We start from the raw sequence: 12,844 nt of genomic DNA on the forward strand, positions 1-12,844 counted from the left end.
CTTAACCTGGGATCAAGAATCTTGTCCGCTGACGACCTTGCCTTCTTTGTCCGCTTGGCCGGCCACCCCAGCCTGACCGCCGCTGCCCGGGAGTTGGGGCTGTCCCTGGCGGCCGTCAGCAAGCGACTCACTGCCCTGGAGCGCCGCCTGGGCGTGCAATTGATCCGCCGGACCACCCGGCGGCTGGACCTGACGCCGGAAGGCCTGCGCTATCTGGAAGGCGCCCGACCGCTGCTGACCCAGCTGGAAGACCTGGAGGCTGCCGTCGGAAGGCCCGATGCGCCCCTGAGCGGGGTGCTCAATCTCAACGCCACCTTCGGCTTCGGCCGCCGGCACCTGGCGCCGCTGCTGTCGGACTTCGCCCACCGCCATCCCGGGCTGGAAGTCAATCTGCACCTCTCCAGCCATCCGGTGAATCTGCTGGAAGGGCCCTTCGACCTGGATATCCGTGTCGGCGAGCCACCGGACGCTCGGGTCATCGCCCACCGCCTGCTGGACAACCGCCGCCTGCTCTGCGCCGCCCCCGCCTACCTGGCCCGGGCCGGCGTGCCGGAAAGCGTGGCGGACCTGGCGCGGCACAATTGCCTGGTCTTGCGCCAGGACGCGGGCGACTACGCCGTCTGGCGCTTCACCCGGGACGGTCAGCATTTCGCCCAGAAGGTGCGCGGCAGTCTCAGCAGCAACGATGGCGAGGTGGTGGTGCGCTTGGCGCTGGAGGGCCACGGACTGATCCTGAGATCGGAATGGGACGTGGCCGAGCTGATCGCCAGTGGCGCCCTGGTGCCAGTGCTGACCGATCATGAGGCGCCGGCTGCAGCCATCTATGCGGTGCACCGCCAACAGCGCCATGTGCCGCGTCGGCTTTCCGAACTGATCCGCCATCTGGCACAGGAGCTGCCCGCGCGGCTGGGGCGCTAAGGCTGCACGAATCTTCCAGACCGACATCAGGTCAGTAATTAGACTGAAAGGCCCAAAAGCCCCTTCTCTCGCCATGGCCGACGATCACTGGATCCAGCTGCAGCAGGACGCCGAGACCGGCATCGAGACCCTGCGCGCCCATTTCGAGGGCCATGCCTATGATCCGCACTGGCACGACGCCTATCTGGTGGGCTACACCGAGCAGGGCCTGCAGCAATTCCACTGTCGGGGCCAGCGCCACCTGAGCACCCCGGGGCAGGTCTTTCTGCTGGAGCCCGGCGAGTTGCACGACGGCCAGGCGCCGGAAGCCGAGGGCTTCACCTATTCCATGCTCTACCTCGATCCCCAGTGGCTGGCGCGCGAGCTGCAAGGCCTGCACGGTGATGCTCGGCCCCTGGGCGAACCGGGCTTCGCCCGGACCCTGGTGGAGCAGGCCGAGTTGCACCGCGCGGTGGCCTGGGCCCATGAGGTCATGAGTCGTCCGGAGCTGCGCATCGTCCGCCAGAGCGCCTTGGACGCCCTGCTGCTGCGCCTCTTGCCGCACCTGCAATGGCGGGCGCCCCAGGCCGGCGATCCACGGCTGCCCCAGGTGGCCTTGCGCGCCCGCGACTTCCTGCAGGCCCATCACCACGAGGACATCGGTCTGGAGGAACTGGCCCAGGCCGCTGGCGTGGACAGATTTCGCCTGACTCGCGCCTTCAAGGCGGCCTTTGGTCTGGCGCCCCACGCCTATCTGGTACAGCTGCGGTTGTCGCGGGCACGCCGCCTGCTGGCCGACGGCCTGTCGCCGGCGGAGACCGCCGCCGCCCTGGGCTTCGCCGACCAGAGTCACCTGGGCCGCTGGTTTCGCCGCGCCTATGGCCTGACCCCGGCGGCCTATCGGGCGCGCTGCTCGAATCTTCCAGACCGCTAGCGGCAGGCTTGCGACCCTGGGGCTCCCTCCAAACCAGGAGTTTCCCATGTCCCTGTTGCCCTTCCTGCTGTTCGCCCTGGTCGCCTCCATCACCCCCGGGCCGACCAATGTGCTCATCCTCGGCCACAGTGCCCGCCACGGCGCCCGGGCCAGTCTGCCCCTGGTGCTGGGCGGTAGCCTGGGCGCGGTGGCCCTGGTCCTGGTGGTGGGCTTCGGTCTCGGCCAGACCCTGGCCCGACATCCCGACTGGCAGCGCGGCCTGGCCTGGGCCGGGGTGCTCTGGCTGAGCTGGCTGGCCTGGCAACTGGCCCGCGCCGGCGCGCCCGCGGTCAAGGATGACAGCGCCCGCCTGGGCTTCGGCGGCACCGCCGGCCTGCAAGTGCTCAACCCCAAGAGCTGGAGCATGGCGCTGGCGGTGGTCACGGTCTATGCCGAGCCCGGCGCCGACCTCTGGCGGCAGGTGCTGGTCCTGGCCCTGGTGTTCCTGCTGGTGTCCGTACCCTGCCTGGGTCTCTGGGCACTGCTCGGCCAGGTCGCGGCGCATGGCCTGAGATCGCAGCGCGCCTGGCGTGGTTTCAACCTGGGGATGGCGGCGCTGTTGCTCGCCTCGGCCTGGGCGACGGTGGTCTAACGCAACAGGCAGTAGCGGATCAGCGCCTTTTCCACGCTCTGCTTCTGTCTGAGCACGAGCAGTACCACCACCGCCTGCTCTGTAGTCTTGATCTCGTAAAAGACCCGGAAGCCGTCATGATTGAATTCACGGTAATGCAGGACGCCCAATTCACTGGCCTGGCGGCTGACGGGAAAAGCCAGGGGCGCTGCTGGTAGCTGACTCTCGATGGCGTCGATCAGCCCGGTGATCCTGGCAAGCGCATTCTGCTGGTTGCTGTGATCGGTCAGATGATGGACCTGATCTTCGAGGCTGAGGACAGCGCATTCAGTAAAACGTAGAGCCAGGTTCATTCAATCTCCAGAGAAACGCCCAGCCAAGCGATCTTTTACCTGCGTAGCAGTCTGGTACTGCCCCTCATTGTCCTCACGCGAGCTCATGGCTAGAAGCTTGACCAGGGCAATGGCCTCGTCGCGACGTTTGCGCTCCTCGTAGGACTCGATGACATACGCTGGTACCCCGTTCTGGGTGACGACCATGGGTTCGTCAAGATCGAGATTGGCCGCGTGGCGCTTCAGATAACTGATGGTTTCGGTTTTCATCGGATGTCCTCCTGAGCTGAAAGCCTGAGCTCCCTTCCAGAGGGATGGCACAGACGTCATGGCGTGGCCATTAGCTTACCAATGGCACAGTGAAGAACCAAATACAGACCAAATAAAGACTAAACGGGTTTATAGATCAGACTAGCACGCCATGCTGATCCCGAAAATTCTCTTCCAAGTGCTCCAGCCAGGCGCGCACCGCCGGCAATTGGCCACGGCGGTGCGCATAGGCGGCCTGGAGATGGCCACCGGGGATCGACCAGTCCGGCAGCAGGCGATGCAGGCGGCCCTCGGCCAGCTCGGCCTGACAATAGGGCAATGGCAGCAGGGTATAGCCGAGCCCGGCCAGGGCGGCGGCCTTGCGCACGCCGAAGTCATCGATGCCCAGACGCGCTTCCAATATCAGCTCGCGACGTTCGCCCTGAGGTCCTGCGAGACGCAGGTGTACCTTGCGATCCACCTCCAGGGCGCCCAGCAAGGGCAGGCCTAGCAAGGCCTCCGGGGTATCCAGCCGTCGCCCGGCGAGCAGTTCGGGTGCCGCCACCAACACCACGGAAGCCTGGCGCAGCCGCCGCACCACCAAGCCTGGCTCTTCGTCGTCGACGTCCCGCACGCGCATGGCGACGTCCACCCCTTCGTTGATGATGTCCACCCGCCGGTTGACCAGCAGCATGTCCAGCTGCACCTGGGGATAGCGGGTAAGAAACCGCGTCACCACCTCGGGAAGATACTGCTGCGCCAGGGCCACCGGGCAGGACACTCGTAGCGGTCCACGCGGCTCGCTGGACAGGCTGGCGGCGGTCTCGGCGGCGCTCTCCGCTTCGCGCAGCAATGCCTGGCAATGCACCAGATAGCGCTCACCCAGGGTGGTGAGGGTCAGGGTGCGGGTGGTGCGCTGCAGCAGGCGGGCGCCTAGACGCGTCTCCAGCTCGGCGATGCGCCGCGACAGCCGCGACTTGGGAATGCCCAGCAGGCGGCCGGCCGCGGCGAAGCCACCGGCCTCCACCACCTTGGCGAAGTAGGCGAGGTCATTGAGGTCTTGCATGGGCGATTGTCCTATCCATGGGACGAAGCATCGCATTTTAGCCGTCTAATCAGGAGATCGTCTTATCGGTAGTCTGGGCCCATCTTCCAAGACCCTACAGGACCACCGCCATGAAACTCCTGCACATCGACTCCAGCATCCTCGGCGATCACTCCGCTTCCCGCGCCCTGAGCGCCAAGGTCGTCGTCGCCCTCAAGGCCGCTACGCCAGGTCTGGAGGTCACCTACCATGACCTCGCCCACGACTCCCTGGGGCACTTCTCCGGTGCCAGTCTGGCCGCTGGCGCCACCCCGGCCGAGCAGCGCACCGCCGAACAGCGTGACGAAGCCGAGCGCAATGCCCGCGCCCTGCAGGAATTCCTCGCCGCCGACGTGCTGGTGTTGGGTGCCCCCATGTACAACTTCACCATTCCGACCCAGCTCAAGGCCTGGATCGACCGCATCACCGTGGCCGGCACCACCTTCCGCTACAGCGAAGCTGGCCCGGAAGGCCTGTGTGGCGACAAGAAGGCGATCATCGTCGCTACGGCGGGCGGCATCCATGCCGGCAAGCCCACTGGCATCGCCCATGAGGACTATCTGAAATTGCTGCTGGGCTTCCTGGGCATCACTGACATCCAGATCGTTCGCGCCGAAGGCCTGGCCTATGGCGACGAAGCCAAGCGCGCGGCCCTGGCCAGCGCCGAGCGGCAGATCGCCGACCAGTTCGCCTAGGGTCGGGCACCCTCACCCCCGGCCCCTCTCCCTGAGGGAGAGGGGAGCAGAGCGGTCCTCGGCTTTGCAGGGTGAGTTTGAATAAGCCTGAAGCGTCTTTTATTGCTAGCGCTAGCCCGGCCTCAGCCTTGGGGCGCCAAGGGGAAGGATCCTTGGGGCCCCGGGCATGGAACCTCAGCCGGCACTCCATCCCGCTCTTCCCCCTCTCCCTCCGGGACAGGGCTGGGATGAGGGCAAGGCCCCGTCTCAGCTGAACCCCACCACCGGATGCGGCACATAGGGCGCTTCCAGAGCGGCGATCTCTTCGTCGCTCAGGTGCAGCTCCAGCGCCGCCACCGCGTCTTCCAGATGCTGCGGCTTGGATGCTCCGACGATGGGCGCGTCGATGCCCGGCTTCTGCAGCAGCCAGGCCAGCGCCACCTGAGCGCGCGGTACGCCGCGGGCCTCGGCGATGCGGGCCACGGCGGCGACGATCTGCCGATCGGATTCCTCGCTGGCGGTATAGAGGGTCTTGCCGAAGGCATCGCTTTCGGTACGCGCCGTGCTGGCGTCCCAGTCGCGGGTCAGGCGGCCACGGGCCAGCGGACTCCAGGGGATCACGCCAACGCCGGCGTCGCGGCACAGCGGCAGCATCTCCCGCTCCTCTTCGCGGTTGAGCAGGTTGAGGTGGTTCTGCATGGTGGCGAATCTGGTCCAGCCATGGCGCTCGGCGGTGTGCAGCGCCTTGGCGAATTGCCAGGCGTACATGCTGCTGGCGCCGATGTGCAGCGCCTTGCCGGCCTTGACCACGTCGTGCAGGGCCTCCAGGGTCTCCTCGATGGGCGTGTGATAGTCCCAGCGATGGATCTGGTAGAGATCGACATAGTCGGTGCCCAGGCGCTGCAGACTGGCGTCGATGGCGGCGAAGATGGCCTTGCGCGACAGGCCGCCGACATTGGGTCTGTCACGCAACGGGAAGTACACCTTGGTCGCCAGCACGATCTCCTCGCGCACGGCGTTGGCCTTGAGGAAGCGGCCGACGATCTCTTCGCTGGTGCCGTCGGAGTAGCTGTTGGCGGTGTCGAAGAAGTTGATGCCCAGATCCAGGGCCTTCTTCAGCAGCGGCTGGCTCTGATCTTCCGGCAGGGTCCAGGGATGATTGCCGCGCTCGGGCACGCCATAGGTCATGCAGCCGAGGCAAAGGGGCGAAATCTTCAGACCGGTGCGGCCGAGAGTGCGATAGTTCATGGGGGCCTCCAGGGATGGTCGAAAGAGGTTGACCACGCAGTTCCCGGATCGACTGCAACGAACTTACCGGCTGCCGCCTGGTTCTAGATGGATTCCTAACCTACAACCGGAGACGCTCCATGAAGAAATATGCTTCCGCGGTCTGGCAAGGCGGTCTGAAGGATGGCAAGGGCCATATCTCCACCGAGAGCGGCGCGCTCAAGGACAATGCCTACGGCTTCAACACCCGTTTCGAAGGCACGCCGGGCACCAATCCCGAAGAACTGATCGGCGCGGCCCATGCCGGCTGCTTCTCCATGGCCTTCTCCATGCTGCTGGGCCAGAACGGCCTGACTCCCGAGCGGATCGAGACCAAGGCCGACGTGACCCTGGACAAGGTCGGCGACGGCTTCGAGATCACCACCATCGATCTGACCATGAAGGCCAAGATCCCCGGCGCCACCCAGGAGCAGTTCACCACCATCGCCAACCAGGCGAAGGAAGGTTGCCCGGTGTCCAAGGTGCTCAAGGGCGCCAAGATCAACCTGAACGCCACGCTCGAAGGCTAAGGGTCTGAGGCGTCTGCCGATGCCGCTCCGGCATCGGCAACACCCTGTTCCAGAGCCTGTTCGCCGAGCTGTCCGCAAGTCGCTAGACTGCTCCGACCCCGCTTTCGGAGAGTACGATGAACGACTCCATCTTCATGACCCTCTTTTCCATCCTCGCCGTGTTGCTGTTGGGCGGCGGCATCTACGGTTGCGTGATCCTCAACCGCCAACGCAAGGACATCGAGAAGAACGACAGCGAAGGCTAGGCCGGTCGCCGACCTGCCAGGTAACGCACGCCCGTGGGGCCGAAGACCTCGGAATGCGGCTCCTGGGCGGCGAGCTGAAAGATGTCACCGACGCCGTAGTGGCGTTCGCCAGCGGCGCTACGGATACGCAGCTCACCTTGGATTACCAACGCCCTGGCTTCGAAGGGGTGGGCATGGGGTTCCAGCCTGCCCAGGGCATCGCGCTCGACCAGTACCGGTGGCTGGAAACCCTCGCGGGCAAGTTGCTCGATGAAGGTGGCCTGGTCCATGGGTGCTCCTGACGCCAAGAAGGATGATCAGCGCCCAGGCTAGGCGCCTCACCTCTTCGCAGCCAGTGCAAAGGCACTATGAGGAGCCTTGGCTTTGGCTATGGCCAGCTTCGAGGCAAGGACGCCATGGATACCTCGGCCAGCCGAGGTTCCACGTGGAGCATCAGCGCTCCAGCTTGCGCTCGACCTCGGCGTTCTTGCGCTTGAGCGCCTCGGCTTCCTGTTCCTTGGTCTTGATATCGGTAGGCGTGAGGACCTTGTCGATGCCATCGGTCGGCGTCGATTCCGGCTGCTCCATGTCTTTCTTCACCACATCCACGGGGCGTCCCGCTTCATCGAGCGCGGGTTCGTTGGGTGGGGTCTTGCCCAGGTGGGCATCGGAACGCTGGTCACTCATGGCAGGCTCTCCTCGATAGGGTCCTTCTTTCGAGCGCAACGACCGCCAAGGAGTTCGCCCGCCACTCAACGACGAATACGGACGCGCTCCAGATAGGCCAGCAGTTGTGCCTGCTCAGTTGCATCCAGAGGCGCGAAGACCGCTTCCAGCGCCTGGGTCCGGGGCGCCTGGGCCTGATCCAGGGCCTGACGCCCCTGCTCGGTTAGGTGGACCAACAAGGCGCGCCTGTCCTGGGGATGGGGTTCGCGACGCACCAGGCCATCGCGCTCCAGGGCGTCGAAGGCATCGGTCAGGGTGCGCGGCGCATGGCGCAGTTGTTCGGCGACCTCGCCCGGGCGGCAGGGTCCCAGGCGTTCCAGCACCTTGAGCACCTTGTAGCGGGCAAAGGAAAGTCCGGAGGCCTTGAGGGTCTCATCCAGTTGTTGGCGCATCTGCCGTTTCAGATCCATCAGGGCTTCGGCAATGGCGGCGGCGGTTGACATGACAACTACTTACCTCGAATATAGTGAGGAACCTCAATGAATGGTACCTCCGCAATGGCGACATCTTTTCACAGCCGCGAGGGCGATGCCAGTGCCCCTCACCTGTTCCAGCGCGTGCGCTTCGACTTCAAGCGCCGCTGGGCGACCGTCGTTCGCCGCGAAGCGCTCGGTGGTGACCTCCTGCGCCTGACCTTTGGCGGCAGCGACCTGGCCGATTTCCAGAGCGCGGCCTTCGACGAGCACGTGAAGCTGTTCGTCCCCGCCGACACCACCCCGATCCGCGCCGCTAGCCCCGAGCAGCTGGTCGGTCGGCACTACACGCCGCGCCACTACGACGCCGCGCGCGGCGAGTTGGCCATCGACTTCTATCTGCATGAAGCCGGGGTGCTGACCACCTGGGCACGCCAGGCGCAGCCCGGTGCCGAGCTGATCATCGGTGGCCCCAAGGGTGCCCTGGTGCCACCCGAGGACTTCGACTGGTACCTGCTGGCCGGCGACGAGACCGCCCTGCCCGCCATCGCCCGCCGCCTGGAGCAACTGGCCGCCAGCGTCCGCGTTCAGGTCGTCGCCGAAGTGGCCCGCCCCGGCCTGGAAATCGCCCTGCCTACCGCCGCCGCCGCCGATATCCGCTGGGTCTATCGCGAAACCGAGGCCGATGCCCTGGTGCAGGCCCTGGAGCAGCTGAAGTTGCCCGCGGGCGAAGGCTATGCCTGGATCGCCGGTGAGGCGACCCAGGCCCGCGCCGCGCGTCAGGCGCTGCTGGCCAAGGGTCTGCCGCGGGACTGGGTCAAGGCCGCCGGCTACTGGAAGCTCGGCGAGAGCGACCAGCATGTGAAGGTCGAGGATTGACTAGCAGCGCTCCCCTCGCCGATGGCCTGCCGCGACCCCGACGCTACCGGGCGGTCGCCGCCCTGCTGCTGGCCATCAGCATGACGGTGCTGGACAGCGGCATCGCCAACCTGGCGTTGCCTAGCATCGCCGAGGCCCTGGAGGTCTCGGCCGCCGCGGCGGTGTGGATCGTCAGCGCCTACCAGCTGAGCCTGGTCGCCCTGCTGTTTCCGCTGGCCGCGGTGGCCGAGCGCCACGGCCTGCGTCCGGTATTCGCCGTCGGGGTCGGCATCTTCGGCCTGGCTTCCCTGGGCTGTGCCCTGGCGCCGGATCTGGCCAGCCTGGTGGCTGCCCGAGCGCTGCAGGGGGTCGGCGCCGCCGCCATCATGTGCGTCAGCGCCGGCATCGTGCGGCTGTCCTATCCGCACGCGCGCCTGGGTCGCGGCATCGCCATCAACGCCCTGTGCGTAGCCCTGGGTTCGGCGGCCGCGCCCAGCCTGGGCGCGGCCATCCTGGCGCTGGGCGGCTGGCCCTGGCTGTTCGCGATCAACGTACCCCTGGCCATCCTGATCGGCCTGCTAGTGCACAACCTGCCCGACAGCCCCCGCGCGCAACGCCGTCTCGATCCCGTCAGCGTGCTGCTCAACGCCCTGCTGTTCTGCGCCGGCATCGGCGGTCTGGAGCGGCTCGGCGCCGCGCCGCTGCAGGGGGTGGCCCTGTTGTTGCTGGCCGCGGCCAGCCTGGTGCTGCTGGTGCGCCGCGAGCGCGGCCTGCCGGCGCCCCTGCTTCCGGTGGATCTGCTGGGGCTGCCGGCCATGCGCCATTCGGTGCTGGCCTCGGTCTGCTCCTTTGCCGCGCAGATGCTCTGCTTTCTTGCCCTGCCCTTCTATCTGCAGCACCAGCTCGGGCTGGTGCCCTTGCAGGTGGCCCTGCTGATGCTCGCTTGGCCGCTCACCGTGGCCGTCTCGGCGCAGGTGGCCGGGCGGCTGGCCGACCGCCATCCGCCGCAGCGGCTGTGCATGCTCGGGGGGCTGGGCATCGCCCTGGGGCTGGCGGCGGCGGCGATGATGCCGCTGGAGCGCTCGACCGCCCTGCTGATCCCCTGCCTGATCCTCGGCGGCATCGGCTTCGGCTTCTTCCAGGTGCCCAACAACAGGATCATGCTGACCGCTGCCCCGCTCGGTCGCAACGGTGCCACCGGCGGCGTCCAGGCTACCGCCCGGCAGACTGGCATGGCCCTGGGCGCCGCGGCCCTGGCGCTGCTGCTGCATCTGGATGGCGGCCTGGCCCCGCGCCTGGGACTGGCCCTGGCGGCAGCGCTGGGTCTGGTCGCCGCCTGGTCCAACTGGCGGGCACCGCGCTAGGGCTGCGGTGTTGCCTGGTCGAGCAGCGCCTTGAGCGCCTGCTCACGTTCGACCGCCGGGCGTTCGCCCAGCAGCCGGACCCGGTGGAAGAACGCCGGCCAGTTGCCCGGGTGCTGCCGATAGAGGGCGGCAAAGGCCGGCACCCACTGTTCGTACAGGCCATAGGGCACCAGCCGCGCGTTGTTGAGTGGCTGGCTCATCCAGCCATCGAAGCGACGCTCGTCACGCCAGGCCGGGGTGGCGCGCAGGCGCTGATAGTCAGCACGCAATCGAGCGAAACGCCGGGCCTTGGCCGCACGCATGGCCACCAGCGCCAACGGCTGGGCATAGAGCCTGGCCAAGTCGTCGCGGGTAGTCAGCAGCAGAGCGCGAAATTGCTGATAGCGGGCCTCGCGCCCCGCCTCCGGCGGCGGCAGGCCACGACTGGCGCGCCATTGTCGCAGACCTTCGCCCTCGACGAAGGTGGCGTAGGATTCGTTGAAGGCGGTATCGCCGGGCAGATAGAAGCGCTGGTGCGCCAACTCGTGGAAGATGGTCGCCGCCACCTGGTCGTCATCCCAGCGCAGCATGCTGCTGAGCAGCGGATCGCTGAACCAGCCCAGGGTCGAATAGGCCGGCACGCCGCCGACGTAGGTGTCCTGACCCTGCGCCTGCAGCCGCTGCGCCTCAGCTCGGGCCTTGGCTTCCCGGTAGTAGCCGCGATAGGCCACGCAACCGGCGATGGGAAAGCAGTGGGTGGTGGGTCGGGTGGAGAATTCGGCGGTGGCGAAGACATTCCACAGTACGAAGGGTCGCTTGAGTTCGACGAAACCGCGATAGCTGGCGTTGTCCGGTAGAGCCAATTCGGCACTGGCGAAGCGTCGAGCCCCCGCGGCGGCAGCGAGGCGTTCGCGCAGGGCGACGGGCCGCGCGGGATCTGCGACGACCGTCGCAATGGGCTCGCGATCACGGATCAGCGCCCACTGGCCCTGTACCATCTGAGCGTAGTACCCGACCGAGGTACAACCGCTCAGTCCGATCAAGAGGGACAGCAGCGCCAGCCAACGGCTCGCGCGTTGCGCAGGCAGGGTGCCTGACTGGGTGGCGCACCCTTCCCTGCCCGGAGTTGTAGCCGTCATGCGTAGACTGTGCCTGCTGTTGCCTGTGCTGTTCCTGGGGGGCTGTTCCCTGTGGCCGTTGCCCAAGCCCGATCCGGCGCAGGCCTGGATCGATCTGGACAGCGACGGCAAGGCCAAGCTGGAAGCCCTGCGCGCCGATCGCAAGGATCTCGAAGACAAACGCTACTTCCAGGTCTGGCCAGGAAACCACGATCTGCAGGTACGCTACCAGTTCGAGGTGCAGCCCACCAACATCGGCGCCCAGGTGGCCGATCCGCTGGCGCGCACCTGCCTGGTGACCCTCAACTACAGGGCCTTCGCCGCGGGCGAGCGCTATCGCCTGGAAGCCGGCCAGACCGGTTGGCGACCCTGGGCGCGCCTCTATGACGAACGCAACCAGGAAGTGGCGCGCAGCACTGCCAGTCGTTGCGGCGACGTGTAGACTCGGCTGATCTCCCTGCCGCGAGTCGCCATCCATGCGTCTGCGCCTGCTGCTTCCTCTGCTGCTGCTGCTCGGCGGCTGCACCACGCCGCTGCCCCCGGCCGATCCCCAGCAGGCGTGGGTCGATCTGGAGCTGCGCGAACCCGCGGTAGGCGCCTCGCTGCTGGCCGAGTCCCAGGATGGCAGACGTCTCGACGACGGCCGCTATTTCCAGCTCGCCCCCGGCAGCCACAGCCTCAAGGTGAGCTATCGCTACGAACTCTATGGCGGCGGTGGCTTCGGACCACGTTTCGGCTGGAACGAACCTCTGCAGATCCAATGCTATCTGGAACTGGACTACGGGGATTTCCAGGCCGGCCGGCGCTATCGACTGGCGGCCGAACACACCTTCGGCCAGGGCGAGATCACCCTCTACGACGGCCAGCGCGAACTGGTGAGCTCCCAGCGGGGCATCTGCTCGCCCTTCTGACCCCCGTCGCCAGGGAGGGCGAGCGGGTCAGCCCAGGACCCGCTAGGCGGGTACGCTGACCCAGTCATCCTGATCGCGATCCTGGCTGCGACGCGCGACCGGGCGACCCTTCTGCTCGCGCAGCTGGCGACTCATGCGCAGGAAATCCTCGCGTTCCATCCAGCGCGGCGCGGGCTGGGCAAGGGACAGAGCTTGGCGAATCCGGGCGAACGGCGACATGGCATTACCCTCTTGGCTAAATACTGTATGCGCAAACAGTACTAAGCCAAGCGCAACTGTACAAGCATCCAGCGGATGAACGGTCCGTCCTCCGGGCCGAGGATCAGTCGTTGCGCTGATAGAGGATCTTGTGGGTACCGTTGGCGCAGCTGCCCACCACCATGTTGGGATCGCGTACCTCGGCGTTGGGAACCGCTTCGAGGGTATAGGCGGTCACCCCGGCCGACTGGATCTTGACCTCGATCTCGGCCTTGAGCTGGTCGCAGGACAGGGGTTCGGCCAGCGCAGCCGAGCTCAACAGGGCGGTACAGCAGAGTAGCGATAGACGCAGCATGGCGATTTTCCTTGGCGTGATGACCTCTCAGGCTTGGACGCCCGAGCTGTGGCGATGTTCTCAGCGCGATCCTTTGGCCAGCGAAGCGGTGGAACCTGGAACCCGAACGGTCTTTCCGATGG

20 protein-coding genes are annotated in these 12,844 nt (G+C 66.7%); 10 read left to right on the top strand and 10 right to left on the bottom strand.

Features of this window, described 5'->3' with window-relative positions; translation table 11 throughout:
• The first annotated feature begins 21 nt into the window (after positions 1-21).
• From BMZ43_RS11600 to BMZ43_RS11610, 3 genes are all read left to right on the top strand, one after another.
• Positions 22-918 carry a LysR family transcriptional regulator gene (locus tag BMZ43_RS11600; protein ID WP_093253609.1) on the top strand — a complete coding sequence of 299 codons (897 nt, stop codon included), beginning with the start codon at positions 22-24 and terminating at the stop codon, positions 916-918.
• A 73-nt stretch (positions 919-991) separates the two neighbouring features.
• Entirely contained in the window at positions 992-1,831 is an 840-nt protein-coding gene (locus BMZ43_RS11605; protein ID WP_093253613.1) for an AraC family transcriptional regulator, read from the top strand.
• A 46-nt stretch (positions 1,832-1,877) separates the two neighbouring features.
• Positions 1,878-2,462 (top strand): LysE family translocator, encoded by a 585-nt coding sequence (locus tag BMZ43_RS11610; RefSeq protein WP_093253615.1) that lies wholly within the window; start codon positions 1,878-1,880, stop codon positions 2,460-2,462.
• Here BMZ43_RS11610 and BMZ43_RS11615 read toward each other — a convergent pair.
• The 3 genes from BMZ43_RS11615 to BMZ43_RS11625 all read right to left on the bottom strand — a co-directional run bounded on the left by BMZ43_RS11615 (position 2,459) and on the right by BMZ43_RS11625 (position 4,088).
• On the bottom strand, positions 2,459-2,794 hold the full coding sequence (locus BMZ43_RS11615; RefSeq protein ID WP_064309101.1) for a type II toxin-antitoxin system RelE/ParE family toxin: 336 nt from the start codon (positions 2,792-2,794) through the stop codon (positions 2,459-2,461). The two genes, BMZ43_RS11610 and BMZ43_RS11615, sit on opposite strands and share 4 nt — an antisense overlap.
• Complete coding sequence (locus BMZ43_RS11620) at positions 2,795-3,043, bottom strand: type II toxin-antitoxin system Phd/YefM family antitoxin (protein ID WP_064309100.1); 249 nt, start codon at positions 3,041-3,043, stop codon at positions 2,795-2,797.
• A gap of 136 nt (positions 3,044-3,179) precedes the next feature.
• Positions 3,180-4,088, bottom strand: a complete 909-nt coding sequence (locus tag BMZ43_RS11625) for a LysR substrate-binding domain-containing protein (RefSeq protein WP_093253619.1) — start codon at positions 4,086-4,088, stop codon at positions 3,180-3,182.
• 110 nt (positions 4,089-4,198) lie between these two features.
• Between BMZ43_RS11625 and BMZ43_RS11630 the strand changes: the two genes are divergently transcribed.
• Positions 4,199-4,801: an FMN-dependent NADH-azoreductase gene (locus tag BMZ43_RS11630; protein WP_093253626.1), complete on the top strand. Its 603-nt coding sequence runs from the start codon at positions 4,199-4,201 to the stop codon at positions 4,799-4,801.
• A gap of 246 nt (positions 4,802-5,047) precedes the next feature.
• Here BMZ43_RS11630 and BMZ43_RS11635 read toward each other — a convergent pair whose 3' ends face one another.
• Positions 5,048-6,028, bottom strand: coding sequence for an aldo/keto reductase (locus BMZ43_RS11635; protein WP_093253631.1), 981 nt, complete (start codon positions 6,026-6,028; stop codon positions 5,048-5,050).
• A 119-nt stretch (positions 6,029-6,147) separates the two neighbouring features.
• Between BMZ43_RS11635 and BMZ43_RS11640 the strand changes: the two genes are divergently transcribed.
• A complete protein-coding gene (locus BMZ43_RS11640; RefSeq protein ID WP_017641568.1) occupies positions 6,148-6,576 on the top strand; it encodes an OsmC family protein in 429 nt (142 codons plus the stop codon).
• Between the two features lie 116 nt (positions 6,577-6,692).
• Positions 6,693-6,821, top strand: a complete 129-nt coding sequence (locus BMZ43_RS26900; protein ID WP_017641567.1) for a hypothetical protein — start codon at positions 6,693-6,695, stop codon at positions 6,819-6,821.
• On the opposite strand, the gene BMZ43_RS11645 is transcribed toward BMZ43_RS26900, so the two are convergent.
• The 3 genes from BMZ43_RS11645 to BMZ43_RS11655 form a co-directional block, all read right to left on the bottom strand.
• A complete protein-coding gene (locus tag BMZ43_RS11645; RefSeq protein ID WP_093253635.1) occupies positions 6,818-7,090 on the bottom strand; it encodes a cupin domain-containing protein in 273 nt (90 codons plus the stop codon). The two genes, BMZ43_RS26900 and BMZ43_RS11645, sit on opposite strands and share 4 nt — an antisense overlap.
• Before the next feature lie 163 nt (positions 7,091-7,253).
• Positions 7,254-7,487 carry a hypothetical protein gene (locus BMZ43_RS11650; RefSeq protein ID WP_064309094.1) on the bottom strand — a complete coding sequence of 78 codons (234 nt, stop codon included), beginning with the start codon at positions 7,485-7,487 and terminating at the stop codon, positions 7,254-7,256.
• Positions 7,488-7,552: 65 nt separating this feature from the next.
• Positions 7,553-7,969: a MarR family winged helix-turn-helix transcriptional regulator gene (locus BMZ43_RS11655; RefSeq protein WP_093253638.1), complete on the bottom strand. Its 417-nt coding sequence runs from the start codon at positions 7,967-7,969 to the stop codon at positions 7,553-7,555.
• A gap of 54 nt (positions 7,970-8,023) precedes the next feature.
• Between BMZ43_RS11655 and BMZ43_RS11660 the strand changes: the two genes are divergently transcribed.
• Together BMZ43_RS11660 and BMZ43_RS11665 are read left to right on the top strand one after the other, a co-directional pair.
• A complete protein-coding gene (locus tag BMZ43_RS11660; protein ID WP_093253778.1) occupies positions 8,024-8,818 on the top strand; it encodes a siderophore-interacting protein in 795 nt (264 codons plus the stop codon).
• Positions 8,815-10,161 (top strand): MFS transporter, encoded by a 1,347-nt coding sequence (locus BMZ43_RS11665; RefSeq protein ID WP_093253643.1) that lies wholly within the window; start codon positions 8,815-8,817, stop codon positions 10,159-10,161. Before BMZ43_RS11660 ends, BMZ43_RS11665 begins: the two co-directional genes overlap by 4 nt.
• Here the strand turns inward: BMZ43_RS11665 and BMZ43_RS11670 are convergent.
• Complete coding sequence (locus BMZ43_RS11670) at positions 10,158-11,279, bottom strand: aminopeptidase (protein ID WP_256562929.1); 1,122 nt, start codon at positions 11,277-11,279, stop codon at positions 10,158-10,160. The genes BMZ43_RS11665 and BMZ43_RS11670 overlap by 4 nt on opposite strands.
• On the opposite strand from BMZ43_RS11670, the gene BMZ43_RS11675 reads away from it, so the two are divergent.
• The gene (locus BMZ43_RS11675; RefSeq protein ID WP_093253652.1) at positions 11,278-11,700 is read left to right on the top strand and encodes a PA0061/PA0062 family lipoprotein; all 423 of its coding nucleotides are present in this window, start codon (positions 11,278-11,280) and stop codon (positions 11,698-11,700) included. The two genes, BMZ43_RS11670 and BMZ43_RS11675, sit on opposite strands and share 2 nt — an antisense overlap.
• Positions 11,701-11,734: 34 nt before the next feature.
• Positions 11,735-12,169, top strand: coding sequence for a PA0061/PA0062 family lipoprotein (locus BMZ43_RS11680; protein WP_093253658.1), 435 nt, complete (start codon positions 11,735-11,737; stop codon positions 12,167-12,169).
• 42 nt (positions 12,170-12,211) lie between these two features.
• Here BMZ43_RS11680 and BMZ43_RS26525 read toward each other — a convergent pair whose 3' ends face one another.
• Positions 12,212-12,388, bottom strand: coding sequence for a hypothetical protein (locus BMZ43_RS26525; RefSeq protein WP_017641558.1), 177 nt, complete (start codon positions 12,386-12,388; stop codon positions 12,212-12,214).
• A gap of 103 nt (positions 12,389-12,491) precedes the next feature.
• Positions 12,492-12,722, bottom strand: coding sequence for a DUF1161 domain-containing protein (locus BMZ43_RS11685; RefSeq protein ID WP_093253662.1), 231 nt, complete (start codon positions 12,720-12,722; stop codon positions 12,492-12,494).
• Between the last annotated feature and the right edge of the window lie 122 nt (positions 12,723-12,844).

Origin of the sequence: Pseudomonas sp. Snoq117.2 (assembly GCF_900110545.1) — a bacterium.
Taxonomy (GTDB): Bacteria; Pseudomonadota; Gammaproteobacteria; order Pseudomonadales; family Pseudomonadaceae; genus Chryseomonas; species Chryseomonas benzopyrenica.